The following is a 25,391-nucleotide window of genomic DNA, read 5'->3' on the forward strand; positions in this document are numbered from 1 at the left end:
GCCGGGGTTTCGGCGTCGGGCGGTAGCCGAGCACCCGCGAGCCACCGGCCGAAGTGCTCAACCGGTCCACACTCGCCCTACCGTCGGCTCCGCTCCGGCCGGAGACCCGCGATCCGCGCGACCGCGTGTTCGAGCGCGAAATCCGCGTCTGCCGCTTGACCTTTCACATCGCCGTTCAGCGCGGCGACGATGACCAGTGCCCGCGCGATCGACTCCGAATCCCACGCTCGGGCCTGCGCCTGCAGTTTCTTCACTCGAGTCGGCGGCATGCCCAGCTCCGACGCCGCCGAGTACGGATCGGCGTTACCGATCGAGCGCACCCGCGCGATGCCGTGCACCGCCTCGGCCAGCGCGTCGGCGAGCAGTACCCGCGGCACGCCGTGGTGCATGGCCCACGCCAATGACTCCCGCGCGCCCGCGAGGTTGCCGGTCACCGTCTGATCGGCGATCTCGAAGCCCGTCACCTCCGGGCGGCCCGAGTAATAGAGTGTGACAGCCTTCGCGTCGACTTTGCCGCCGGTGTCGGCGACCAGCTGACTGCATGCGGCCGCCAACTCGCGCAACTCGCCGCCGACGCTCTGCACGATCAACTCCGCCACCGGCGAGGACACCTTGACTCCGAGGTTCCGGAATTCGGCGACCACGAACTTCGCCTTCTGCTCCGGCCATTTCGGTGCGACACAGTCGTGCTCGACGGCCCCGACCTTCTTCAGGGCAGGCACCATCGCCTTGGCCCGACCACCGCCGCTGTGCATCACCAGCAGGGTCACCCCGTCGGGCAGTTGCCCGGCCGTCTCGGTGATGATCGAGACGGGCTCCTTGCCTGCCTCCGCGGCCGCCTCGACGACGATGATGCGTTCCTCGGCGAACAGCGAGGGACTCAGCAACTCAGCCAACTCGGGAACCGTCACATCACCGGCTCGGACCCGAGTGGTCGGCACCTGCTGCCCCGCTTCCGCGCTGACCTGCGCGGCCACCTCCGTCACCACCCGGCCGGCCAGGAAGTCGTCGTCGCCAAGCAAGAGGTGCAACCGGTCTACCACCGGACCTATGCTGCCAGAACGCTCTGACAACGCCGACGCCGACTGCGGTGAGCCCGGCGACCAACAGCGCGCCGGTCGGGCCGTCGGGCACCGACACCGTGGCCCACCCCTGCCGTCCGAGCACCCGCGCCCACGTCAGCATCCACCACAGTTCCGGGCCCATCGCCCGTGCCAGCAGCTCCGCCGCCACCTCACCGATCGCACCGCACGACGCCGCCACCGCCGCGACGACACCCAACACACTGATCACCCCGACGACCGGCGCGACCAGAATATTCGCGAGCACACCGACGACGCTGAACTGTCCGCTGATCATGGCGACGAGCGGTGCGGTCACCACTTGAGCCACCGCAGCCATCGCCAGCACCTGCGCCAGTCCGTTCGGAACACGGTGGGCCCGAAGCCATTCCGCCCACGGACTGCCCCACGCAATGAGCGCCCCCGACGCGGCGACCGACATCGCGAAACCCACGTCGAGCGCCATCGACGGCCACCACAGCACCGCGACGATGATCGCGGTGGCCAGCGCGGGCATCGCATGCGATCGTCTCGACGCCACCAACGCCAGCACCCCGACGACGCCCATCCCGGCAGCGCGGACGACACTCGCCGACGGCCGCACCAAGATCACGAACCCGACGATCACCACGATCCCGATCACCGCGGTCGCCCGCGGGCCGGCGCCGAGGGCGCTGATCAAAAGGATCGCCGCACCCGTCACCAACGCGAAGTTGGCCCCAGACACCGCGAGGAGGTGCGAGAGGCTGGCCGCGCGGAAGTCGGCGCGCGTGGCGTCGTCGATGCCCGACGTGTCGCCGATGACCAGCCCCGGCAGCAGCCCGGCCTGATCGTCGGGCAGCGCCCGCTGCGCCACCTGCGCGAACCGCCATCGCACGACCGCCGACGCACGCATGTACCACGGCCCGGAGTCGAGCATCCGCGGCTCCGACGCCGCGTTCATCGCCACCACCGTCAGGTCGTGCCCCGGCGGCGCCCGTACGGCGACGACGGCCTCCAACCGCTGCCCCGGTGACACCAGTGCCCATTCGCTGCGCAGGTTGCCACTGGCGAACACCACGGCGTCCACACTGCGCACCGGTCGCGGCCTGCCGTCGGCACCACGCCCGACTGCCTGCACGGAGACCTTGATACGTAGCCGAGACCCGTTGGGCGACAACCATTGCGGATCGTCGGACACGGTTGCCACCACACTCGTCCGGTGCCCGATCTCACTTCGCAACCCGTGGTGGTCGACCACGTCGATCCGCAACAACAACACCGCACCCACTCCGGCGATCAGCCCCGCGGTCGCGATCACGGCGCCCGCGACCGGCCACCGCGCGGCGTCGACGACGGCGCGGTACACCATCACCAGACATAGCAGCACGCCGATGATGACCACCGCCACCGTCACCGGCCGCGGTGTGATCAACCCGACGATGGTGATCGCCCAGCAGCCGAGTGCCGGCGGGATCAGGCGAAAGTCGATGGGAGACAACAGGTTTCCTTCGGTTCTGCTACACGGTGACTTTGTCGCGCAGCTTGGCCAGCCGCCCCGGGCCGATGCCGTCGACTTCGGCGAGTTGATCCACCGAGGTGAATCGCCCATTGCGGTTGCGCCAGTCGATGATCGCGGCAGCGGTCACCGGCCCCACGCCGGGCAGCGCGTCGAGTTCGGCGACGGTCGCGGTATTCAGATTGACCTTCCCGGCTGTCGCCGCAGGCGTCGGCGACCCACCGCCGGGAGCCGGGGCAGCACCCGGCGTCGGGGACCCACCGGATCCGTCGACGCCGATGACCGCGCTGCGCAGGGCTGCTCGCCCGCCGTCGCCGCTGAGCCCGACGATGATCTGGTCACCGTCGTGCAGCGGCCGGGCGAGGTTGAGCGACAACAGATCTGCACCCGGCCGAGCTCCTCCGGCGGCCGCGATCGCGTCGGCGACGCGCGCCTGTGGACGCAGGCGCACCAGCCCCGGCTTATGCACAAGCCCGACGACGCTGATCACGAGCTGCGCGACCTCCGATCGCGGAACGGGTGAATCCGACTGGCCGGCAGCGCGTTTCGCCATCGATGCCGACGTCGGGCCGGCCGTCGGACCGGCCGTTGACGGAAAGGAGATGGGACTGATGTCCGCGGGAGCGCTGCGCACCAACAGAACCGCGGCCACGACGACGGCGAGAATTCCCACGATGACGAGCGCCAATGCGGCCGGCGGCGCCGGGAGCACGCGATGTGATCGGCGACCCGGATTGTCGAGCGCGTCGTCGTCGGAAGCCGGTGAATCCCATGCGTTGTCGTCCACGTCGCCGTCAGGCCGACGGGAGCCGGCGTCGAATCCGAAGGCGTGGTCGTCGGGGTAGGGCGGCAGCATCTCGTCGGGAATGGGTTGTGCCCCGAGCCAGGCGGGCAGCGAGCCGATGCCGCGCGCCGACGTCGCTCGGGGCACCGGTCGTGGTGATCCACCGTCGAGCGGTTCGTCGTCGAGGAGGCCCGTATCGGGCGGTGCGGTATCAGGCGGTGCCGCGCCCGAGTCGGCGTCACCGACGTCGTCGGAGACCGTCCGCGGTCGACGAGGACTGCCCCGTCCAGTCGGACTCCCCAACCGATTCAACGGCGAATCGCGAAGTTGCTCATTCCTCCCCATGCCGACACCGTAGGGGTCGGCCGGCAACAGATAGGGCCGCACCGGCGTCGAATCCGGCGTTGTTGTGGATAACCGCGATTGTGGATAGGTACCGGGTCGGCATCATGCTGAACACCATCTGCCCCACCGATCACACCGAATCGTTGACCGTGTCGTCGTATGGAGTGGTTGCGTCGACGAATTCGTCTCGCCGCCCCTCGATACACCGAGACTCGTTCCTCGTCTCGGCACTCGGGGAGCGGGGGATCTACTCCCCGCCTCGACACACGCGGAACGGGTGCTCTCCCCCTCGTCTCGGCACTCAGGGAGCGGGCGGTCTACTCTCCGCCTCGACACTCAGGCAGCAGGCGGCCTACTCCCCCAGCGGCGTCAACCCCGAGCCGATCACCACACCGACCGCTCCGCGTCCCACATGACAGCCGAGCACCGGCCCCAGGTCGACCACCAGCGTCGACGTCACCTTCCGAATCCGCGCGGTGACTTTCTCCAGCACTTCGTCGGCGAGGTGGGGGGCCTGCGAGTGTTGAACTCCGACCGTCACTTCGCCGTCGGTGGACATCTCGGCGGCGGCGTCGAGCATCTTCGCCATCGCCTTGGAGAAGGTGCGGTGACGCTCGCGCAGCACCAGCGAGCCGTCGACGGTGTGCAGTATCGGCTTGATCGACAGCGCCGAACCGAGCAGTTTGCTCGCGGCGCTCATCCGGCCGCTGTTACGCAGATTGTCCAGGTTCTGCACCGCGAGAAGGGATTCGACGGTGGCGGCCTCACGGATCGCGGCCTCGTAAACGCGGTCGCGGTCGGCTCCGGCCGCGGACGCCTGCCCCGCCGCCAACGCTACGAAGCCGACGGCCAATCCGACCGATCGCGAATCGACCACCCGCACCTGTCCCGAGTACTGCTCGGCGGCCAGGCGGGCATTGCTCCACGTCCCCGACAGCCGGCGCGACATGTGCACGGCCACCACACCGTCACCTCGGCTCTCCTCGATCGCCTCGCCGAACGCGGTCTCCAGATCGTTGGGGATCGCACCCGACGTCGTGACACCGGGTGTGTCGATGATGTCGGCGGGGATGTCGTCGATGCCTTCGCGGTAGTCGACGCCGTCGAGCGTGAGATGAAGCGGCACCTGCTTAATGCGATACTGCTCGGTCAGTGACTGCGGTAACCGGGCGGAAGAATCTGTGACGACGACGACTGGCACCTGTACAGATTAGTCGGTCGCCGCGGCGACTTCTCCCGCAGCCAACGCCGACGCCACGACGGGTGCCGTCACGGCGGCGATCGACGCGTGGCACGCTGTGCCCCAGTGAATGCCATCGGGGTTCATCCCCGACTCGGGATCGGCGAAGGCGTCTCGCGTCGTCGGGTAGAAATCGACCGTGACCAGGTCATGTTCGGCAGCCCACCGGCGCATCGCGGACGTGGTGGGGACGCGTCCGAGATGAACATCGCCGTAATACGGACTCGCATGGGTCGGCGGTAGGCAGACGACCATCGGCAGGTCGGGACGTAGATGGGCGACGGCCCCGCGCACCCTCTCCAGATATTCGACGGTGATCTTCGGCGGCAGCGCCATCGGCCAGCCCAGCGGCGACAGGCGCGGCTGCAACCACGCGTAGGCGTCGCGGACTGCCGACCGCAGACCGGCCGGCCGGAGGTACCGAATCTGTTCGCGCAGTGCCGTCGGCAGCGGCGAGGGCAGGCTGTCCATCCCGCCGATCGCGAAGACGAGGACGTCGGCCTTCGGCAGCGCGGCCCAGATCCGCGGGTCTTGCGTCACCGCCCACCAGACGTCGCGGGTTGTCCATCCGATCCGACCGAACAGTTCGACGCGGCGGCCCACCGTCGCACCGACGATGTTCGGCCAGATCGTCGGATCGTCGGCGGCAAGTCCCCCGGTGGGTCCGTAGTACGCGAGCGAGTCGGACAGCACGACGATGGTGCCCGGCCCGTCGACCGGTTGACCGGCGGTCATGCGCGGACCACCCGGTTGTGTGTGTGCACGCGCCTACACGCCCTCCGCCGTTGCGTTCCACACGTCCAGGCGCCATACCGGCGGCTCACCGTCGAAGCTGTGCCCGCTCAGTTGCACCCAACCGGTGTTGGCCAGTCCACCGAAAACCGGCCAGTTGGCCTGCGGCAGACCGAGCAGAGATGCGGTCATCGCGGCGATCACACCACCGTGCGCCACCAGGACCACCGGTGCCTCGGGTGTGTCGCCGGAGCCCCAATCGGGAAGTACCGCAAGAAGATCCGCGACGACGGGGGTCGCGCGGGTGGCGACGTTGACTCGACTCTCGCCACCGGGCGGCGACCACGACGCGTCGTCGCGCCACTTACGCCTGGCACCGGGCAGCGCGGCGTCGACGTCGACGTGCGTCTTTCCCTGCCACTCGCCGAGGAACGTTTCGCGCAGTCGGTCGTCGATGGTGATCGGCACGCCGGTCGCGGCGGACAGCGCGTCAGCGGTGAGCCGGGCACGCTTGAGATCCGACGACCAGATGGCGCGCGGGGTCCGAACGGCCAGCGCCTGCGCCGCGAGCTCGGCCTGCTCCATGCCGACCGGCGACAGGTCGGTGTCGAGCTGCCCCTGCATGCGACTCTCGGCGTTGAAGTCGGTCTGTCCGTGACGAAGCAGGATCAGCCGGCGGACGACGGGAGTCAGTCGTTCGACGCTGGAATCGTGCTCGTCGGGTCCGCCGCTCATGCTTGTTCTCCTGCCTCAGTCGACGCCGCTGCCGCCGATGCCTCGTCGAGCCCGGGGACGTCGATCACCGGGCAGTCCTTCCACAGTCGCTCGAGGGCGTAGAACTCGCGTTCGTCCGCGTGGAAGATGTGCACGACGATGTCGTTGTAGTCGAGCAGGGACCAGCGACCTTCACGCGCGCCTTCGCGGCGGATCGGCTTATGACCTGCTTGCCGCAGTTTGTCCTCCACCTCGTCGACGATGGCGTTGACCTGGCGCTCGTTGTCGGCGGATCCGATGACGAAGGCATCGGTGATCACGAGTTGTTCGGAAACGTCGATGACGGTGACTTCGTGGGCGAGTTTGTCGGCGGCCGCCAATGCGGCGATCCGCGCCATCTCCTGCGCCTCTGGTGCAGCGGTCACGCGACTCCTTTCAGTTGCCCGGCGCGGTGGCCGGTGGCGGGTGCACCGTCACGGTGCTGACACGCCCGGCGATGATGCACGGCGTGTCCGGTAGAGCTGTCTTTTATTGATGTACTGCACGACGCCGTCGGGCACCAGGTACCAGACGGGACGCCCGGCGTGGGCACGCTCACGACAGTCCGTCGACGAGATCGCCAACGCCGGAATCTCCAACATCTGAAGCGTATCGGGCGGCAGTGTTTCCAGGTGCTGCGCCAGGTGTGTTGCGTTCAGTTCGTAACCGGGTCTGCTGACGCCGATGAAATGCGCCAGCTCGAACAGTCCCTCCCAGTTCTGCCACGACAGAATCGACTCGAGGGCATCCGCGCCGGTGATGAAGAACAATTCGGCGTCGGGCAGGATCGCGCGCAGGTCGCGCAGAGTATCGACGGTGTAGGTGTCGCCGTTGCGTTCGATGTCGACCCGGCTCACGCTGAACTGCGGATTCGACGCCGTGGCGATCACCGTCATCAGGTAACGGTCTTCAGCCGGGCTGACCGGCCGATGTCCGGGCTTCGATTCCGCTTGATCCTTCTGCCACGGCCGGCCGGTGGGCACGAAGATCACTTCGTCGAGCTTGAACCGGTGGGCCACTTCGCTCGCGGCGACGAGGTGCCCGTTGTGGATGGGATCGAACGTCCCACCCATCACACCGATACGACGCCGTCTGGCTCCTGACATGAGATCTGACACTACTCGGATGGGTTGGTGGAGTCGGTGGCCGCCACTGCTGCCGGCGCGCTGTGTTCCAAGTACCGACGCAAGGCCGACCCCTCGCTCCCCGAGTGCCGACCCCGCTCCCCGAGTGCCGACGCAAGGCCCACCCCTCGCTCCCCGAGTGCCGACGCGAGGCCCACCCCCTCGTTCCCAAGGCCCACCCCTCGTTCCCAAGGCCCACCACTCGCTCCCCGAGTGCCGACGCGAGGAACGAGCGTCGGTGTATCGAGGGGACGCAAGACGAAAGACCATCTCACAGAAGGCATTCCGCGACGCGAAGGGCGATACGTTACGACTCACAAATCGCACAGGTGGCGTCGCGATCTCGTGGCACTCCTGCGCGACGACTCGTTGCGGCGGTCGGGTCGCCACACCTCGTTACACCGAAGCTCGTTCCTCGCTTCGGCACTCGGCGAGCGGAGAGTCACAGCCACCACCACCAACAACCCACCGCGAGCGGAGACTCACGCCCAGCACCACCAACAACCCACCGCGAGCGGAGACTCACGCCCAGCACCACCAACAACCCACCGCGAGCGGAGAGTCACGGCCAGCACTACCAACAACCCACGACAAACGGACGCGAGCCGAACCGCGCGGCCCCGTCCTACACCGGCAACAAGTCCGCGATGACCTTTCCCAGTTGGTTGGCGGTGCGGCATTCGTGCATCTCGATGACGTCGGCGTAAACGTCGGCCTCGGAATCGCCGACGCCCCACTGGCTTCGGTCTTCCGGATTGAGCCAGTACGCGTGGCGCACCCTCTCCGTCAGCTCGCGCAGGCTTTCGCTGCGCGGGTGGTGATAGTTGTTCCGGGCGTCGCCGAGGATCAGCAGAGCGCCCCGGTGGGTCAGCGAGTCCAGGTATTCGTCGGTGAATCCGCGCAACATGTTTCCGTAGTCGGAGTGTCCGTCGCGGGTGCTGATCCGTGCCTGCGTGATCATCGACGTCATCACCTCGCCGAAGCGCTCGTCGCTGTTGCCCCGATCGAAGTAGTCGGTGACCTCGTCGACGGTGTCGACGAACGCGAACACCCGTACCTTCGCGAACTGCTGGCGCAGCGCGTAGACCAGTTGCAGTGTGAATTGCGAGAATCCGGCGACCGACCCGGACACGTCACAGATGATCACCAACTCGGGGCGTCCCGGCCGCGGTTTGCGATGGCTCAGGTTGATCGGCACGCCGCCGGTGGACATGGACGCACGCAACGTCTTTCGTACGTCGACGGCCCCACGATGGGCCCGACGTCGCCGAATCTCCAAGCGGGAAGCCAACAGTCGCGCCAGCGGCGCGACCGTTCGGCGGATTTCGGCGAGGTCTTTCGCTCCCGCCGACAAGAAGTTCATGTGCTCGGGCAACTTGGGCACCGCGTAGTCGGCGACACGGTCCCGACCGTTTCGCAACGCCATTCGACGCTGCGTCTCGCTTTCCACCTCGGCCCGGAACTGTGCCACGCGGTCAGCCGCGGCCCGCCGGTACATCGGCTGCGTCCCGGCCCGACCACCCTCCGGGGCGTCGCCGGCCGCCATCGCCGCTGCGATCGCCGCGATCAACGTCTGCGGCGACACCGCGGACAACGCCTGATACGCCGAAAACGCTTGTCCCCGAGCCGATTCGTACGATCCCACCTCGTCGACGATCATCGCCACAAGCGCGGCCTGCTGCGCCTGCGCCTCCGGTGAGTCGTCGGCGAGCACCTCCGCGAGCATCTCCCGCAGCGCCGCGATGTCCACGGCACCGTCGGCGTCGCGCGGTATCGCAGTCGCCTCGCTGCGTGCTCCGACGCCGAGTGGGAACCACAGATCGAAGGTCTTGTCGAAGACCACCCGATGCGTTTGATCCCGCAGCAGCGTCGCAGCCAGGCCTTCACGAAAACTGTTGCGGTTCAGCAGATCCAGGACTTCAGCCGCCTGTCCGGCGTCGATCAGCTGCGACGGCCCGATCGGCATACCGCGGCGGCGCAGCTCCTCGACGAACCCGGTCAGATGTTCGGCCAGCGGATGGGTGGCGGTCGGCACGACGCTCAGCCCAGTTTGAGTTCGGTCAGCGCGGTCTTGAGGTCGGGCCGGTGCTTCAGTACGACGCCGAGGGTGCGTGCGATGAGCCCGTCGTCGAGCTTGCCCGACGCCAGCTTCTCGTCGGAGCCGTCAGCGCCCAACTGCAGCAACGTGTTTCCCCAGTCGATGGTCTCGGCGACCGACGGCTTCTTGCGGATGTCCAAGGTGCGCAACACTCCGACCACCCGCACGATCTCCGCGGCCAGCGCCGACGACAGTTCCGGCACCCGCGACGCGAGAATCGCCCGCTCCCGCACCGGATCCGGGAAGTCGATGAACAGATACAGGCAGCGTCGCTTGAGCGCTTCGGACAGCTCGCGGGTCGCGTTGGAGGTGAGGATCACGATCGGGCGGCGCGTCGCCACCACCGTGCCCATCTCCGGGATGCTCACCGCGAAGTCGCTGAGCACCTCCAGCAGGAGGCCCTCGATGTCGACGTCGGCCTTGTCCACCTCGTCGATCAACAGCACGGTCGGCTCGGTGCGCGAGATCGCCGTCAGCAACGGTCTCGGCAACAGGAACTCCTCGGAGAAGATGTCCGCCTTGGTCTCCGACCAATCGCGAGTGTCACTGGCCTGGATGGCGAGGATCTGCTTGGCGTGGTTCCACTCGTAGAGTGCGCGGGCCTCGTCGATGCCCTCGTAGCATTGCAGGCGGACCAACTCGGCGCCGGTGGCCAGCGAAAGTGCCCGAGCCAGTTCGGTTTTGCCGACGCCGGCGGGTCCCTCGATCAGCAGCGGCTTGCCGAGGCGATCGGCCAGGAACGCCGCGGTCGACGTCGCGTCGTCGGCGAGATAGCCGGTCGCCTCCAGACGCGTGGTGACATCGCCGATGTCGGCGAACGAGGAGACGATGGGGGCGGTCTGGAGCGTGCGGACCGAAGGGGTGGTGTTATCGCTCATCAGACGGGCCGAACCTGTCCATCGCCCCACACGATCCACTTGGTGGAGGTCAATTCGGGCAGTCCCATCGGGCCGCGGGCGTGCAGCTTCTGCGTGGAGATGCCGATTTCGGCGCCGAAACCGAACTGCTCGCCGTCGGTGAACGCGGTCGAGGCGTTGACCATCACGGCTGCGGCGTCGACGCGGTCGGTGAATTCGGTGGCGGCGGCCAGATCTCGTGTGACGATGGCCTCGGTGTGCCCGGTCCCCCAGCGGTCGATGTGCGCAACGGCCGCGTCGAGGTTCTCGACGGTCTTCATCGCGATGTCCAGGGAGAGGTACTCGTCGCCCCAGTCGACGTCGGTCGCCGCGACCATGCCCTGCGCCGGGAGCGCCAGCGAGCGCGCAGAATCCAGCAGAGCCTCGTCGCCGTGGATGACGACGCCCTCGGCCTGCAGCACGGAGATGATGCGAGGCATCGCCTCAGCGGCGATCGCGGCGTCGATCAGGACGGTCTCGGCCGTGTTGCAGACACTCGGACGACGTGTCTTGGAGTTGACGATCACCCGGGTCGCGACGTCGAGGTCGGCGTCGGCGTGAACATAGACGTGACAGTTTCCGGTGCCGGTCTCGATGGTCGGGACGGTCGCGTTGGCGACGACGGCGTTGATCAGCCCCGCTCCGCCGCGCGGAATCACGACGTCGACGAGGCCCCGCGCGGTGATCAGTGCGGTAACGCTGGAGCGATCCTGGGCGGGCAGTAGATCCACGGCGTCAGCGGTGATACCGCGCCCGGTCAGCGTCGCGCGGATGATGCGAACCAGTTCGGCGTTGGACTCGGCCGCCGACGACGACCCGCGCAGCAGCACCGCGTTACCCGACTTGAAGGCGACGCCGAAGGCGTCGACGGTCACGTTCGGGCGGGCCTCGTAGACGATGCCGACCACGCCGAGCGGTACCCGCACCTGACGCAGGCGCAGCCCATTGGGCAGCGTCTTGCCCGCGACGATCTCGCCGATCGGGTCGGCGAGCGACGCGACTTGCCGTAGTCCGTCGGCGATGCCGGTGACGCGGTCGGCGGTCAGCCGCAGCCGGTCGAGCAGGCTGGCCTCGGTGCCTGCCTCCTCGGCGCGGGTGATGTCACGGCCGTTGGCTGCGAGCACCGACTCCGCCGCCGCTTCGATCGCCTCGGCGACGGCCAGCAATGCCGCGTTCTTGTCCGCGGTCGACAGTCGTGCCAGTTCGCGCGACGCCGCGCGCGCAGCGGTGGCCTGTTGGGTCACCGTGGCTTTGATGTCGGCGACCGTGTCCGGGCCGACGGTGGGTGCGCTCATTGTTTCCTCGCCTTGCAAAGCTGCGTGAACAGATCCTTCCTAGGCTAACGCGCACCGGCGACGGGCATTGACGGTGGCCGATGCCGCGTCGGTTACCGCCACGCTGGTGCGACGCCGTAGATCTCCTGGTACGCCTTGGCGAACGACCGCTTCCCGATCAGCCTCCACATCACCCGGGCGGGCGCGGGCAATTGTGACATCAGCAGCGTCCGCTGCGAGTCCGACGCCGTGTACAGCATGAATCCGAGGAAGGTCAGTCGACGATCCTTCGGGATGGAGGCATTGCCGCGGTCAGCGAGGACCTTCCATTCCGCGGGGGTCATCACCTGTTCGACGATCGGCAGGATACGCGCCTCCTCCTCGCCCAGATGCTCGGCGAGGACCCCGTTGAGTTCGGTGATCGACGCCGCCAACGATGCGCCGGCCGAGCGCGATCCGCTCGTGGTGAATGCGGTGGCCTGCGCGTGGACGACGCTGACGAGATCGGCGATCCGGGCGTGCTGTTCCTCCATCCGCAGGACCAGCGCGTTGTCGGCGGGCGCGCGGCTCGTCAGCAGCGGCCACATCAACTCGTCTTCCCCGGTGTGGTGATGATGCAGCCCGGTGATCAGCTCGGTGAGCCACCCGGTGAGGACGGCGGCACGGCCTCGATCGCCGTCAGCGACCGCACGGATCAGATCGGGCAATGCCTCCAGATTGCTGCGGAACACGTTGTGAACGATGACCATTTCTTCGGTCTGTGGACGGGTGGACGAGTCCGGCGACGCCATGGCGATCTCCTGAGGTAGCGGTGAATGACTACTCGATCATCGCCGCCGGCACTTGCGATGTACTTGTAATGCGCTGAGCCGACCACCGCACACGCAACCTCTAAACTTCCGAATGTGCGCATACAGGTCCTCGGCCCGCTTGCGGCCGCCGATGCGCGTGGAGCGCTCGAACTGGGCGGCCCCAAGCAGCGTGCCGTCGTCGCGCTGCTGACGATCGCACACGGCCACGTCGTTTCCGTGGACAAGCTCGCCGACGACCTCTGGCACGGCGAACCGCCGCGCCGCGCACTCGGTGCGCTACAGGCCTATGTCTCCAACCTGCGTCGCATTCTCGAGCCCGACCGCCCGCCGCGCAGTCCGGCGACATTGCTGGTCAGCCAGGCGCCCGGCTACGCGCTGCGGCTGGGCGTCGACGACGTCGACGCGTGGCGGTTCGAGGCCGCGCTGCGTGCCCCCGACGCCGATGACCCGCACGAGCGGCGCCGACGCCTCGACGCCGCGCTGGGGCTCTGGCAGGGATCGGCGTTCGCCGACTTCGCCGACGCCCCCTGGGCGCGGGCGGAGTCGGCCCGCCTGGAGGAACTGCGGTCGGTGGCTCGGGAACGTCAGGCGGCCGCGACCCTGGAGTGCGGTGACGCCGCCACCGCGGCACTGCTCGCCGACGCCCTGCGCCGAGACCATCCCCTCCGCGAGGACGCGTGGCGGATCATGGCCCACGCCCTGTATCTGAGTGGGCGGCAGGCGGAATCACTCGGCGTCATCCGCGAGGCGCGGGCGATGCTGTCCGACGAGCTGGGCCTCGACCCCGGTCCCGCGCTCGTCGCACTCGAGTCCGATGTTCTAGCACAACGGGTTCCGGTGGAGGCGACGGCGGTCCGCCCGGCAGTCGCGGTCACGCTCACCGCCGACGATCCCGCCCGCGGACGCCCCGGAACGCGAATCCTGGGCCGCGACACCGAGATCGACGCCGTGCGCACCGTCGCCGACGACACCGGAGCTGACCGCCGACCGGGCCTGTGCCTCGTCACCGGGTCGGCCGGTGATGGAAAGACCGCGCTACTCACCCAGATCGCCGACGACCTCGCCGCCGCCGGCTGGCAGGTCGCCTTCGGCCGCTGTCCGGAGGCGGACGGGGCTCCCCCCGCGTGGGCGTGGAGTCAGGCTCTGCGAGCACTCTGTGCCGACGGTGTCGCCGACGACGCGCTGGCCACGCTGCTCGCCCGCGCCGACGATGCCGCACCCAACGCCGAGACGTCCGCGGAGATGTCCCGGTTCCTGTTGCACCGCAAGGTCGTTGACTTCCTCCGCGAGCGGGCCGCCGACGCGCCGGTCGCCGTGTTCCTCGACGACGTCCACCGCGCCGAGTCGGAGACGCTGAGTCTGCTCACCGAAGTAGCCGGCGAGGCGCCCGTCCTGCTCGTCGTCGCCTATCGCCGCGACGAGGTGGGGCGCCATCTCGAGTCGGCGCTCGCGTCGCTGGCCGCATCCGCGCCGCTGCGCATCGACCTCGCGGGACTGGCGCTCGCGGACGCGACGCAGTTGGTCGAGGCCGAGGCGGCGTCGACACCGAAACCCGAAGTGATGCAGGTGCTGTTGGAACGGACCGGCGGTAATCCGTTCTACCTCAAGGAAAGTGCACGGCTGCTGCGCAGCGAGGGCGCTCTGGTGGCGGTGTCCGCGGTGCCCGCCGGAGTACGAGACGTGTTGCGGCGCAGGCTTAGTCGACTCCCCGACATCGCCGTGTCGGTCTTGCGGCTAGCGGCACTGGTCGGTCGGCACGCCGATCTCGATGTGCTGCTGCACGCTGCCGAGGTGGACGAGGACACCGTCCTCGACGGCCTCGACGCCGGCGTGCTGGCGGGCCTGCTCGACGTCGGCGACACGACGATGAGCTTCACTCACGCGCTCGTTCGGGACACCCTCGTCGACGACATCCCCCGGTTCCGCCGCCTGCGATGGCATCGTCGAATCGCCGCGGCCGTCGAGCGTGTTCATCCGAATGACGTTGCGGCACTGGCCTATCACCACGGTGCGGCGCTGACGATCGACAACGCGCGCATCGCCGCCGACTATGCCGTCGCCGCTGCCGATCTCGCGGACAGCAACTTCGCCTACGACGTCGCCGCAGACAACCTGCGCGCCGCCGACCGTGCTTTGACCAGGATCGCCGGTGTGGACGTCGCCGAGCGCGTCGACCTCCTCGCCCGACTCAGTCGCGCGTTGCTGGCCGATGGATTGACCGAATCGTCTCGTGAAACACGGCTTCGCGCAGTGCGATTGGCGCAGACGTCCAACCGTCCCGAGCTGGTCGTCCCCGCCGTGACCGCATGGAGTCTGCCCACCCCGCTGATCACGCGGCGCTACGGGTTCGTCGACGCCGACATCGTGGCCGCCGTCGAAGAATGCCTCGCCGACGAGCGCGGCGAGGCCGTCGATGATCGGTGCCGGCTACTCGCGGTGCTCGTCGACGAGGTGTACGGGGAGCATGAAGAACGCGCCGTCAGCGCGGCGCGGGAAGTCGCGGACCTGTCGGCGCACAGCTGTGATCCGAATGTGCGCGGCCTCGGCATCAACGCATACCTGATGCTGCCCCACCACCTGACGCCCGACGCCGAGCGCGCCGCGATGGCCGACGAACTCATCACCCTCGGCTACGACAGCGGGCAGGAGGTGTTCGCACTGATCGGGCACTTCGGACACGTGCAGTTGCACGGTGCCCGGGGCGAGCTGGACTCTGCAACAATCCATCTCGCCGAGATGGACGACCTGGTGAGGAAGTTCCGGTGGGGGCAGGCCCGGGCGTCGAATCTGCTGATCCACGGAATGCTCGCACACGCGCGCGGCGATTTCGCGGCATCGATGCAGCGTTACCGCGAGGCCTACGCGGTATTCGAGCAGCAGGCACTCGCCGACGGCGCGGGTATGACCGCATTGGCGATGTTCAGCGTGGGATTGTCGACGGGCGATGTGGCCCAGTACGTCTCGACCTTGACCTCGATCGATTCCAGCGCTCGCGACGTGCTCAAAGATCCGATTGCGCTCGCCCTGCTCGAGGCCGGTCGAGCGGACGAGGCTCGGGCACAGCGCCGCGGTGTACGCCCGGTCCGCAAGGACTTCTTCCACTCTCTGCTGCTGACCACGCGGGGTATCGCGGTGGCCGCGTTGGGCGAAAGGCGGGAGGCGGCAGGATTGTTCGACGATCTGCTCCGCTATTCGGGACAGATCGGCGGCGCGAACACCGGCTGCTACGCGGTGGGGCCGGTCGACACGGTGCTCGGCGATCTGTGCTCGTTGCTCGGCGATCGGCGACGCGCGGCGACGTTCTACGCGTCGGCTGTAGAACTGGCGCTGCGCTGCGGAAACGAGGCGTGGGCGAATACGGCGCGCAGTCGTCTGCAAGTCGTTCACTAGTACCGCGCGCGAGGGTCTCACCATGACTCTCATCGCATTGTTCCGATCCCTCTCCGCCACCGCGCTCACCTGCGCCGCCGTCGTCACACTGAGCGCGTGCAGCCAGACCACCGTCGACGACGCCGCGGCATCGCGCTCGGTGACGACCCAACATCCCACTCCGTCGAGTCCGGCGTCGACGCCTGGCACGCACTACACGATCGCCGACTACGTGCGCGACACGGATATCGCCGAAGTGGCGGTGAAACAAGGGGATTCGACGGCGCCGCGGATCGTGCTGCCGGAGCTGCCGGGTTGGGTCGAGGCCACCAGACAGGCCCCCGCCGGCACCTACCGGGCACTCAAGTACACCCCGGGAATCGCCGCCACCGACTACAGTCCCAATGTCGTGGTCTTCGTGTCGAAGTTGACCGGCCGCGTCATCGATCCCGACAAGATCCTCGCGGCTGCTCCGGGCGAGCTCCACAATCTGGAGGGTTTCGCTCCGATCGGCAAACCCGGCGTCGAGAAGCTCGCCGGATACCAGGCGTACAAGATCGCCGGCACCTATCGGCTCGACGGTGCCGACACCGTCGTCGGCCAATCGACGTTGATCCTTCCCGGGACGAACACCGCCTATCTCGTCCAGATCAACATCACCGGCGCGGCGTCGCAGATCGACATCGTGAAGGCCGCGGCCCGCGCGATCGACAAGGGGCTGACAATTCAGTTGTGAGCGTTCACCTCTCGTGGGATCTCAGAATCCCGGCCGCCGTCGCGGCGATCACCGGATCGGCGTCGTTGCTCAATTCGCCGAGTGCCGACGCTGCGGCCCGGCCGGGAATCTCCGCTAACGCCTGGGTGATCCGTAGCCGGACCGCTCGACTCGGCGAATCGGCGAGCGCCACTGCGACGAGTTCGGTGATCTGCTCCGACCCCGACGATTCCGCAAGCGCGCCGAGGACTTCGGCGGCTTCGACGTCACGCTCACCATCGACGACCATCGCCAGCAAGCTCGGCACGGCGGCGTCGATTCCGCTGCGCCCCAGCGATAAGGCCGCGCGTTGTACGACGTCGGGATCGGTGTCGTGCAGCGCGCGGGCCAGCAGCTCGAGCGCGCGCTCACCGGGCAGTCCCTCGAGTGCGACGAAGGCGCGGCGTCGAATGTCGACGTCGGGCGACGCGAGACCGGTTGCGAGAGAATCGATTCCATGGCCGGGAACTCGCGCGAGAGCCCATCGAAGCGCGCCGGCGACGTTCTGATCATCCTCGGTGAGCAACGCCGCCACCAGTTCGTCGGGCGGCAGCACCGTCGGATCGTCGGCGGTCAGCACCGCTTGTTGGCGACGGCCGGCCGAATCCGAATCGAGGGCTCGCAATAGCCCGATCATCCGCAGTACGTCGTCCCAGGCGGCGGGCGCGGCGGCATCGACGCGTTCGAGGTTGGCCAGTAGTTCCTGTTCGGCGGCGATGCGGGCCTTCGTGTGCTCGATCAGCTCGGCGACGAGTTCGGTTGGAGCGAAGTCGGATTCGTCGAGAGCGCGTTTGACATCGGCGAGCGACAGTCCGAGCGTCCGCAGGCTCTCCACGTGGAAGAGCCTGCGGATGTCGGCGGCGGAATACTCGCGGTAGCCGCCCGACGTCCGGCCCGTCGGTTGGACCAGCCCGACGCGGTCGTAGTGGCGCAGCATTCGGGCGCTCACCCCGGTTCTGCGCGCGACGTCGCCGATCAACATCGTCAGTCTCCGCGCCCGGTGACGGCCACGCGGGTCGCGTAGTCGGTCGCGAGACTGAACCCGCTGTCGGGATCGGCCCAGAGGTGTTGCGTCGCAACGGCATGGGCGCGCACCGCGTCGTTCGGGCTCTGCACGGCGGCATCGAGTACTTCGACGACGGACTCGCCGAGCGCGACGAGCGCACGGCTCAAACTCAGCGCCATCTCCCGGTCTCCTCTTCCCAACTCCGCCGCCAGGTTCCTCGCCAACTCCGCCTCGGCGGCGGGCGGGACCAGCGCGACGGCGGCCCGCCACGCGGCCCGGGCAACGTCGTCGTCGGCGTCGTGCACCATCGCCGATACCGCGGGCCAGCCGCGGGCGTCGCCGATCTTGGACAGGGTGTGCAGTGCCTGGCTGCGCGCCTGCGTCGTCGGTGCAGTCAGCTCGGCAAGCACCTTGGGTACGACGACGTCGGCGGGCAGCCTGCACAGCGCCCACGTCAGCATGTCACGGACGAAGAAGTCCGGCTCGACGCCACACCGGGCGACGAGAAGGTCAGCGAACGCGACGTCGGGCGTGGTGCCCGCCGCGAGCGCGCCGCGCAGCCGGATCGAGGCGCTCGGCGCCGTAAGGGCGTCGACGATGTGTCGGTGGTTCGATGGGTTCATGGTGAACACCTCCTTCACCGACCACTCAACTGGTTGTCACAGTGTCAAGGTCAAGTGTCGGCGGGCAAGCGACCGATCAACACCGATTCCTGCTGGTTGGGCCGGGCCGGAGCGCAAGCGCAGACCCAACCGACGGTTGAGCCGGGCCGGAGCGCAAGCGGAGGCCCGTGTCGAAACCACGTGACACAATCAAACTCGCGCGCCATGCCCGGGTTTCGACTCGGCTTCGCCTCGCTCAACCAGCGGGCAGGGTAGCTCAACGCGTCACCAGCAGTGGAACCTCAGTCGAGCACTCGGCCTAACACCCCGACAATGACGCAGCCAAGACGTCCCGCGACGGCGCGTCCAGGTACAGCCGGTAGGCGATCAAGATCGTGACGAACTGCGTTGCATACTGGCTATGAAACCCCGGCGCCGGCGGCATCCCGCGGTTCCTGATCGCTCTTATCCATGTTCGACGCTCCGTCGACAGCAATCGTTCGCCGGATCGTTGGCCAGATCAGCCCGTTGCGACGCCGACCAGCCACTCGCACCCATGTCCCACGCGTAGGACAGCGGCACGATGTGATCGATCTGCACCGCAGACGAATTGCGGCCCCGCAACAATGCCATCGAAACATCGGAAGCCAGATCCCTGCCCGCCAGGCCAGCCGAGCGGGTCTCAGTGTGACGATTGCTCTGCCGTTTATCGCTTACCGCAGTCGAACAACATCGCCCTCGCGGTCGCACGCGAGTTCGGCGGAGTACTCCGAGCTATTCGACCGCAAGAGTGGTGATGCTGGCGTATCGAGCGCGGTCGGGTGGACTCACCGACGGTGCGAAGACGACCGCAATGTCTTCGATTTGGAATGTGCCCGGGTGCTGTTGGCTGTAGGCCGTGGCGTCGCTCGTGGCGTCGAACTTGATGACGAGGGTTTCGTCGGTAGCTGCAGCGCCGCGGCAGTGATCCTGACCAGTCTCGCACGTGGTCGCGGTGACGTCGTGGGGCGCCGTGGCAGGCAGGCCCGCTCGTTGATACGCGCCGATGATGTCCATGACGCTGGCGGGGTCAAGTATCAGCGACTGCGCGTTGATGGACGAATGGCTATCGCTACTTGAGGTGGTACACGCGGCGAGTGTGCACGCGGCAGCGAGCGCGGCGATGACTACCCGCAGACCGACGCGAACGGGGCGGTCGAGGTGCGTGATCGGCATCGGATGGCTCCTATTTCGGGTGGGCGCTAATGCCGAGCACTGCGGCGAATTCGGTGTTGTACGCGGTGAGACCAGCCGACGTTGCCATCTGTGACCGGCGGCTGACGATGAAAACGACGACACTGCAGGCCACGACAATTGGCAACTCACGGGCCAGCGCCCGCCACGACTGCGCAGCCGATGCACGCCATAGCCGTATGCGATGGTGGCCACAACGATCAGGATCGTCCCGACCGGCGCTATCGACCAGTGAGTCAGAACCTGCGGCCAGTGCGGCGGCGGGGCGTTCACGCGGTGCTTCCGTCCGCATGCGCGGCGAGGATGTCTCGGTGCGTAAGCCAGCCGACGATCCGGGTGCCATCGTCGGACAGGACGGGGACACCGCTGGTGGGCGCGGTGTCGAGAGCGTCGAGAGCGTCACGGATCGACGAGGCGGCACGGACTGTTGGTGGAAGGACGACCAGTTCGGCGATGGTTGTGGGCGGGTTGGATCCTGCGAGCGCGTCAGCGAGATCAGGGGTACTCAACGTTCCCAGGTAGGTACCGGCCGCGTCGACGACGGGCAGCGCGCCGGAAGCGCTCGCCCGTAAGCGCTGTGCGGCGGTCTGCAGCGAGGCGGTCTCTGGCAACGGTACCGGGCATGCTCCTACGATGTCGGCGACAGTGCGATCGGTCGATGGTTTGGCGAGGGTGACGCCGCGCCGGGTGAGTTTGCCGGTGTAGATGGTGTCTGAACTGAGCAGGTGGCTCACGCCGGCCGCAAGAACGACCGCGGCCATGAGCGGAAGAATGATCGAATACTGGCCGGTGAGTTCGAACAGAATGATCACAGCCGTGATGGGTGCTCGAGTGGCGCCGGCTAGAGCGGCACCCATGCCGATCAGCCCGTAGGCGCCGGGTGTCGTGGTGGCGGTCGGCAGCCAATGGTGGATCATGGCACCGGCCGCGCTGCCCGAGACCGCACCGATGAACAGCGTCGGCGCGAAGACACCGCCTGATCCGCCGATCCCGATCGTCAAACTGGTCGCCACGATCTTCCCGACCATCAGCGCCACGAGCAGCGCGATCGTATATCGTCCGGCGATCGCGTTCTCCAAGACCGGGTATCCGACGCCGTAGAGCTGCGGCAGAAGCCACAACACGCCGCCCAGTAGCAACCCGCCGACCGCGGGCCGCAGCCACTGAGGACCCCGCCACGCCCAGTCACACAAGTCCTCGATCAGATACAACGCCTTGGAAAAGCCCACCCCCACCACGCCGATGAGCGCCCCGACCACGGCAAACAGCAGGTATTCCACTCCCCCACGCGGGACCAGTGCCGGTAGTACCAGAAACGGAGCATTTCCCAGCAGTGTGCGGCCGACGACGCTCGCGGTGACACTGGCCAACACCACCGCGCCGAACGACTCAGCGGCGAAGTCGCGCAGAATCAGTTCCATCGCGAAGAATGGGCCCGCCAGCGGTGCGTTGAACGTGGCGGAGATCCCGGCAGCGGCGCCGCACGCGACCAGTACTCGCATCCGAGTGCTGCCCATTCGTAAGATCTGCGCCGCGGTCGACCCCAATGCGGCCCCGATCTGCACGATCGGCCCTTCTCGGCCGACTGATCCGCCGCCGCCGATGCACAGCGCCGATGCCAGGGATTTGACGGCGGGGATCCGGGCGGGGATGTGGCCCCCGCGCTCGGCGACGGCGAACATGACCTCGGGCACCCCATGCCCGCGTGCCTCGGGGGCGAGCCACGCGACCAGCGGCCCATAGATCAGTCCCGCGATGACCGGAGCGATGATCACAAACCAGAACCCGACGCCTGGTAACCCCGCATGCCCCACCCGGCCCTGGCCGGAGAAGTCGGGAAAGCCGGTGAACACAGTGGTGACCGCGACGATCAGTCATCGGAAGCCGACTGCGGCCGCTCCGACGAAGGCTCCCACGGCCACGGCGGTGGGCACCACACCGGGTGGCGATTCCCGCAGCCACCGGAGTAGCGAGGTGTGTCGCGGCATGAGCGCGGCGGACCAGGATTCTCCAGCGATTCCCACCATTGCAGTATGCAATAGTTGCTGATAGCAATCTACCCGTGGGGTACGTTCGGGGTGTGGTGATGAGGGGCTCGCAGGCTGCGGAAACGACTGAAGTCGGCGTCGACGACGTCGCCGACGCAGTCTTGACCGCGTCACGGCTGCTGGTGGCGCTGTCGGCGAAATCGATAGCGGAAGTCGATGATTCGATCACCATCACCCAGTTTCGGGTGCTCGTTCTCCTCGACACCAGCGGTCCGATGAATCTCGCGTCACTCGCACAGAAGCTGTCGGTGCAGCCGTCGACGGCTACCCGAATGGCTGATCGGCTGTCCCATGCGGACCTGGTCGTACGGGTGCCGAGCCCACGCAACCGGCGTGAACTCACTGTCGAGCTGACAGCCAGGGGCCGTACGACCGTGGCCGAGGTGACAGCCCGCCGCCGTCGCGAAATCGGACATGTCATCCGAGGGCTCGACGTCGAGCAGCGCGCCGACCTGGTTCGCGCGCTGACGGCGTTCAGCATGGCCGGCGGCGAACCGGCGGTATCCGCACCGGTTGACGGATGGCAGTGACACGTACCTGCCAGTGAACTCGAGCGATTCACATCGTCGTGGAGTCTTGCGCATGGACCGTCGAATCGAGGACGACGAAACCTCGACCGACAACGCAAATATCAGTCGACGATCGCGAAGTACATCGGCCGAGCGGCACAGTCACCTGTGCGGAAGGTCACTGCGAGCGCTCGCGGATAGCACGCGCCATGTCAATGCGTTGAACTATGCGCACCGCCGGCAATTGGGACAGTCCAGCAGCGCCGAGCACTGCGGCTGCCGCCAGCGTCAACGGCACCCATCCCAAGGACAGTTTCATCGTGAACAGATCGCTGTCGAAAGAGCGCAGGAAGAACCACGCTGCGCCGACCCCGGCACCGAGCCCGATCGGGACCGCCGCCAGAGTAGCCACCAGGTTCTCCGCGGCGAGGGCGGCGGTAAGGCGTCGCGTCGAGACTCCCGCGGCACGCAACGTCGCGAGTTCAGGTGTGCGTTCGGAGAGGTTCACGGTCATCGTGACGTAGATGACGGTGAAAGCGAGGATCGCACCGAGCATCAACATCACACCGATGAATATCCAGAACAGGCCGAGGAACGAGTCGAGTTGGTCGTGCACGGCGTCGGTGTCGACGTAGGCGACGACACCGGGCATTGCTGTGATTGCAGCACGTAGCGCCTCATGGTCGGCACCAGCATCGAATCGCAGCAGCTCCGCGCTTGTGCTGCGGCCGCCGACTGCCCGCACAGTCGCATTCGTCGCGTACATCCCGGAGCCCAGCGGCTCGTCCACCAGACCGGCTAGACGGACCTGATGGGCGGTTCCTGCCGCAGACGTGACTGTCACTCGGTCGCCGACCTTGACGTGCAGTTTGGACGCGATGGCCGATCCGGCGAGCACGCCGTCGTCCGGGAGACCTGCCACCCCGTTCGAGCGCACGAATCCGTGCATGGTGGTGTGCGGCTCGAGTCCGGTCAGGTCGGTGGTGTAACTGATCCCGTTGGCGGCGACGGTCACCCGGGTCAGCGTCGCGGGTTCAGCCGCGGCGACTCCCTTCAGCGAGGTCAGCTGTCCAGAGAGATCGCTCGCCCCCGATGCGGTGAGGACGGTCGCGTCTTCGCGCTGGACCTGGTCGAACTGGACGTCGATGGCTGCGAGCATGCTCGTCATCATCCCCATGGAGACGAGGATGAGCACCAGAGACAGCACCGCGCCGAACATCGTCGCCAAGGTACGTCGCCGACTCCGCACCAGCGACCGTAGCGCCATGCGCACCGATACTGGCACTCGATGCCACGCCGGCCTCGGGTGTGACGCCGACCGGACAGCTCTGAGTGCATCACCGTCGCCACGCATTGCTTGCGCGGGCGACATTCGGGAGGCCCACATCGCCGGTGCGACGGTCGACACCAGCCCGGTCGCGGCGGCCAGCGCAAGACCGATAAGTGCGGTGCCCCACCGGTACTCGACGACGGTGTCCGGCACCGCGAGAGCTCCGGTGTACGCCCGGGTGACGACGGAGGTGGCCGCCGCGCCCGCGACGACGCCCAGAATTCCGCCGCACCCGGCGACCACCACGCCGTAAGACAGGTAATGCCGCATGATCGCGCCGCGACGAGCGCCAACCGCGAGGAGCGTGCCGATGATCGGACGTTCGCTATACACCAACCGGGTGATCAGGATGTATTCGGCAATAGCCGCAGCAGCGAGAAACAATGCCGGGAAGCCGACTGCCAGTTCGGAGAAGCCGTTGACGTCCTCGGAGAGCGCCGCATCCGACGGCTGGTCGTCGCGGGTCTGAACGTCGACAGCACCGGCACGATGTAACGTGCCTGACAGGGTCGCGAGCTCGTCGGCCGAGGGATCACCGTGCAATTCGATCAAGGTTTGATTCGGACTGTTCGTGCCGACGAGATTTTGAGCTACCGGTTCGATCGCGAAGGCGACTGCGAACGCGTGCGGGTCACCCAGCACGTTCTGCCGGTCTCGGGCGGGCCACAGGTACTCCGGCGACTGCACCACCCCCGAGATTCGCACCGAATGTGCCGCGGTGCCGTCGAACACCTGGATCGTGTCGCCCGGCGACAGGTGAAACGTGTCGGCAGTATGCACCTCGACGGCGACTTGCCCCGGACCGTCCGGCACCCTGCCCGCAGTGACATCGAATCCGTTGACCGCGCTCTGCGCAGTCCCCGAGAATCCGACGACCCGTCCGACGAGTTTCGCGCCGCCGATAGTCATCGGCACATCCGCCTGAACGCGGGTGGACACGCGGACCACTCCGTGCGCTGCACGCGCCACACGCGCGATCGCATCGGGATTGCCGCCGATCGCGGTCAGATCAGCGAAGTGCATTCGGTCGTAGGACTGCGCGTAGGACGCCTTCAAGTTCTGGTACGAGTCGTAACTCGCCACGAAAAGCAACACACCGAGCATAGCGGTACCGGCGATCGCGGCTGTCTGGGCCGCACGACGTCGCAGCTCCCGCAGCAACTTTCGGTACATGATCGAGCGCATCATGGCTAGGTCACCAGCGCAGAGCAACAGCGTCGGTGGGCTCGGCGTTCAGTTCGTCGGCGACGATCCGCCCATCCCCCATCCGCAAGACACGATCGGCGATGTGGCTGGCCATCTCGTTGTGCGTCACCATGACCACCCCCCTTCCAGTCTTGTTGATCTGTTGAATAAGGCCCAGGACGATGCGTCCGGTGGCGACATCGAGCGCTCCGGTCGGCTCGTCGGCGAGAAGTAGGTCGGGCTCGGTCGCGATGGCCCGTGCTATCGACGCTCGCTGCTGCTGACCACCGGAGAGCTGCGCCGGAAAATGGTCGGCACGATCGGTCAATCCGACGGCGGCTAGTAGATCGGGCACGCGGCGTCGGTCGCCGCGGCCAGTCAGCTCCATCACCACCTCCACGTTCTCGCGCGCCGTCAATGTCGGGATCAGGTTGAAGAACTGGAAGATGAAGCCGATATGAGTGCGCCGGAACTCACTCAACGCTGAGGGCGACCTGGCCGATACTTCTTCTCCGGCGACACACACTGAGCCGGCGTCGACGGACTCGATGCCGCCGATAACGTTCAGCAGCGTTGTCTTGCCTGATCCACTCGCCCCGAGAATCGCGACGAGTTCACCGGGCGCCACATCCAGGTCGATGCCGCGCAGCGCACATACCGCGGCTTCCCCTGTTCCATATGCTTTCTCGACCCCGCGTAAGCGAAGTCCGCCGCGCTTAACCATCATTTCTCGACTCC

Annotated in this window: 22 protein-coding genes; 3 read left to right on the forward strand and 19 right to left on the reverse strand. The window is 67.4% G+C overall.

Annotation, left to right across the window (positions count from 1 at the left end):
* Nucleotides 1-77: 77 nt before the first annotated feature.
* The 12 genes from holA to HH308_RS08790 form a co-directional block, all read right to left on the reverse strand.
* Nucleotides 78-1,031 (reverse strand): DNA polymerase III subunit delta, encoded by a 954-nt coding sequence (gene holA, locus HH308_RS08735; protein WP_246284412.1) that lies wholly within the window; start codon nucleotides 1,029-1,031, stop codon nucleotides 78-80.
* The gene (locus HH308_RS08740) at nucleotides 913-2,541 is read right to left on the reverse strand and encodes a ComEC/Rec2 family competence protein (protein ID WP_246284414.1); all 1,629 of its coding nucleotides are present in this window, start codon (nucleotides 2,539-2,541) and stop codon (nucleotides 913-915) included. The genes holA and HH308_RS08740 overlap by 119 nt, the downstream gene beginning before the upstream one ends.
* A 19-nt stretch (nucleotides 2,542-2,560) precedes the next feature.
* Nucleotides 2,561-3,688, reverse strand: coding sequence for a ComEA family DNA-binding protein (locus HH308_RS08745; protein WP_246284416.1), 1,128 nt, complete (start codon nucleotides 3,686-3,688; stop codon nucleotides 2,561-2,563).
* A 352-nt stretch (nucleotides 3,689-4,040) separates the two neighbouring features.
* Nucleotides 4,041-4,889 (reverse strand): DegV family protein, encoded by an 849-nt coding sequence (locus tag HH308_RS08750; RefSeq protein ID WP_170193804.1) that lies wholly within the window; start codon nucleotides 4,887-4,889, stop codon nucleotides 4,041-4,043.
* Between the two features lie 9 nt (nucleotides 4,890-4,898).
* Nucleotides 4,899-5,663: a diglucosylglycerate octanoyltransferase gene (gene octT, locus HH308_RS08755; protein WP_170193805.1), complete on the reverse strand. Its 765-nt coding sequence runs from the start codon at nucleotides 5,661-5,663 to the stop codon at nucleotides 4,899-4,901.
* Nucleotides 5,664-5,696: 33 nt separating this feature from the next.
* Nucleotides 5,697-6,395: a histidine phosphatase family protein gene (locus HH308_RS08760; protein WP_170193806.1), complete on the reverse strand. Its 699-nt coding sequence runs from the start codon at nucleotides 6,393-6,395 to the stop codon at nucleotides 5,697-5,699.
* Nucleotides 6,392-6,799: a ribosome silencing factor gene (gene rsfS / locus HH308_RS08765; RefSeq protein WP_170193807.1), complete on the reverse strand. Its 408-nt coding sequence runs from the start codon at nucleotides 6,797-6,799 to the stop codon at nucleotides 6,392-6,394. The genes HH308_RS08760 and rsfS overlap by 4 nt, the downstream gene beginning before the upstream one ends.
* 48 nt (nucleotides 6,800-6,847) lie before the next feature.
* Nucleotides 6,848-7,519 carry a nicotinate-nucleotide adenylyltransferase gene (nadD, locus tag HH308_RS08770; RefSeq protein ID WP_170193808.1) on the reverse strand — a complete coding sequence of 224 codons (672 nt, stop codon included), beginning with the start codon at nucleotides 7,517-7,519 and terminating at the stop codon, nucleotides 6,848-6,850.
* A 643-nt stretch (nucleotides 7,520-8,162) separates the two neighbouring features.
* Entirely contained in the window at nucleotides 8,163-9,572 is a 1,410-nt protein-coding gene (locus HH308_RS08775) for a vWA domain-containing protein (RefSeq protein WP_512698884.1), read from the reverse strand.
* 5 nt (nucleotides 9,573-9,577) lie between these two features.
* A complete protein-coding gene (locus HH308_RS08780; RefSeq protein ID WP_170193809.1) occupies nucleotides 9,578-10,513 on the reverse strand; it encodes an AAA family ATPase in 936 nt (311 codons plus the stop codon).
* Nucleotides 10,513-11,826: a glutamate-5-semialdehyde dehydrogenase gene (locus tag HH308_RS08785; RefSeq protein ID WP_170193810.1), complete on the reverse strand. Its 1,314-nt coding sequence runs from the start codon at nucleotides 11,824-11,826 to the stop codon at nucleotides 10,513-10,515. The genes HH308_RS08780 and HH308_RS08785 overlap by 1 nt, the downstream gene beginning before the upstream one ends.
* Nucleotides 11,827-11,918: 92 nt before the next feature.
* Complete coding sequence (locus HH308_RS08790) at nucleotides 11,919-12,596, reverse strand: hemerythrin domain-containing protein (protein ID WP_170193811.1); 678 nt, start codon at nucleotides 12,594-12,596, stop codon at nucleotides 11,919-11,921.
* Between the two features lie 114 nt (nucleotides 12,597-12,710).
* Here HH308_RS08790 and HH308_RS08795 point away from each other — a divergent pair, with 114 nt between their 5' ends.
* Both HH308_RS08795 and HH308_RS08800 read left to right on the forward strand, forming a co-directional pair.
* The gene (locus HH308_RS08795; RefSeq protein ID WP_170193812.1) at nucleotides 12,711-16,007 is read left to right on the forward strand and encodes an ATP-binding protein; all 3,297 of its coding nucleotides are present in this window, start codon (nucleotides 12,711-12,713) and stop codon (nucleotides 16,005-16,007) included.
* A gap of 22 nt (nucleotides 16,008-16,029) precedes the next feature.
* Entirely contained in the window at nucleotides 16,030-16,722 is a 693-nt protein-coding gene (locus HH308_RS08800; RefSeq protein ID WP_170193813.1) for an LpqN/LpqT family lipoprotein, read from the forward strand.
* 4 nt (nucleotides 16,723-16,726) lie between these two features.
* Here the strand turns inward: HH308_RS08800 and HH308_RS08805 are convergent, their stop codons facing one another.
* The 5 genes from HH308_RS08805 to HH308_RS08825 all read right to left on the reverse strand — a co-directional run bounded on the left by HH308_RS08805 (nucleotide 16,727) and on the right by HH308_RS08825 (nucleotide 21,434).
* Nucleotides 16,727-17,722: a MerR family transcriptional regulator gene (locus tag HH308_RS08805; RefSeq protein WP_170193814.1), complete on the reverse strand. Its 996-nt coding sequence runs from the start codon at nucleotides 17,720-17,722 to the stop codon at nucleotides 16,727-16,729.
* A 2-nt stretch (nucleotides 17,723-17,724) separates the two neighbouring features.
* Complete coding sequence (locus tag HH308_RS08810) at nucleotides 17,725-18,369, reverse strand: HEAT repeat domain-containing protein (RefSeq protein ID WP_170193815.1); 645 nt, start codon at nucleotides 18,367-18,369, stop codon at nucleotides 17,725-17,727.
* A gap of 444 nt (nucleotides 18,370-18,813) precedes the next feature.
* Complete coding sequence (locus tag HH308_RS30670; protein ID WP_170193816.1) at nucleotides 18,814-18,981, reverse strand: GmrSD restriction endonuclease domain-containing protein; 168 nt, start codon at nucleotides 18,979-18,981, stop codon at nucleotides 18,814-18,816.
* Between the two features lie 141 nt (nucleotides 18,982-19,122).
* On the reverse strand, nucleotides 19,123-19,563 hold the full coding sequence (locus HH308_RS08820; RefSeq protein ID WP_170193817.1) for a hypothetical protein: 441 nt from the start codon (nucleotides 19,561-19,563) through the stop codon (nucleotides 19,123-19,125).
* Between the two features lie 287 nt (nucleotides 19,564-19,850).
* Nucleotides 19,851-21,434: a chloride channel protein gene (locus HH308_RS08825; protein WP_312870486.1), complete on the reverse strand. Its 1,584-nt coding sequence runs from the start codon at nucleotides 21,432-21,434 to the stop codon at nucleotides 19,851-19,853.
* Nucleotides 21,435-21,667: 233 nt separating this feature from the next.
* Here HH308_RS08825 and HH308_RS08830 point away from each other — a divergent pair, with 233 nt between their 5' ends.
* Nucleotides 21,668-22,159 carry a MarR family winged helix-turn-helix transcriptional regulator gene (locus HH308_RS08830; protein ID WP_170193818.1) on the forward strand — a complete coding sequence of 164 codons (492 nt, stop codon included), beginning with the start codon at nucleotides 21,668-21,670 and terminating at the stop codon, nucleotides 22,157-22,159.
* Between the two features lie 157 nt (nucleotides 22,160-22,316).
* Here HH308_RS08830 and HH308_RS08835 read toward each other — a convergent pair whose 3' ends face one another.
* Together HH308_RS08835 and HH308_RS08840 are read right to left on the reverse strand one after the other, a co-directional pair.
* Nucleotides 22,317-24,656, reverse strand: coding sequence for an ABC transporter permease (locus HH308_RS08835; RefSeq protein ID WP_170193819.1), 2,340 nt, complete (start codon nucleotides 24,654-24,656; stop codon nucleotides 22,317-22,319).
* Nucleotides 24,657-24,663: 7 nt separating this feature from the next.
* Nucleotides 24,664-25,380: an ABC transporter ATP-binding protein gene (locus HH308_RS08840; protein ID WP_170193820.1), complete on the reverse strand. Its 717-nt coding sequence runs from the start codon at nucleotides 25,378-25,380 to the stop codon at nucleotides 24,664-24,666.
* Nucleotides 25,381-25,391: the final 11 nt, after the last annotated feature.

Source organism: Gordonia asplenii, from assembly GCF_012933505.1.
Classification (GTDB): Bacteria; Actinomycetota; Actinomycetes; order Mycobacteriales; family Mycobacteriaceae; genus Gordonia; species Gordonia asplenii.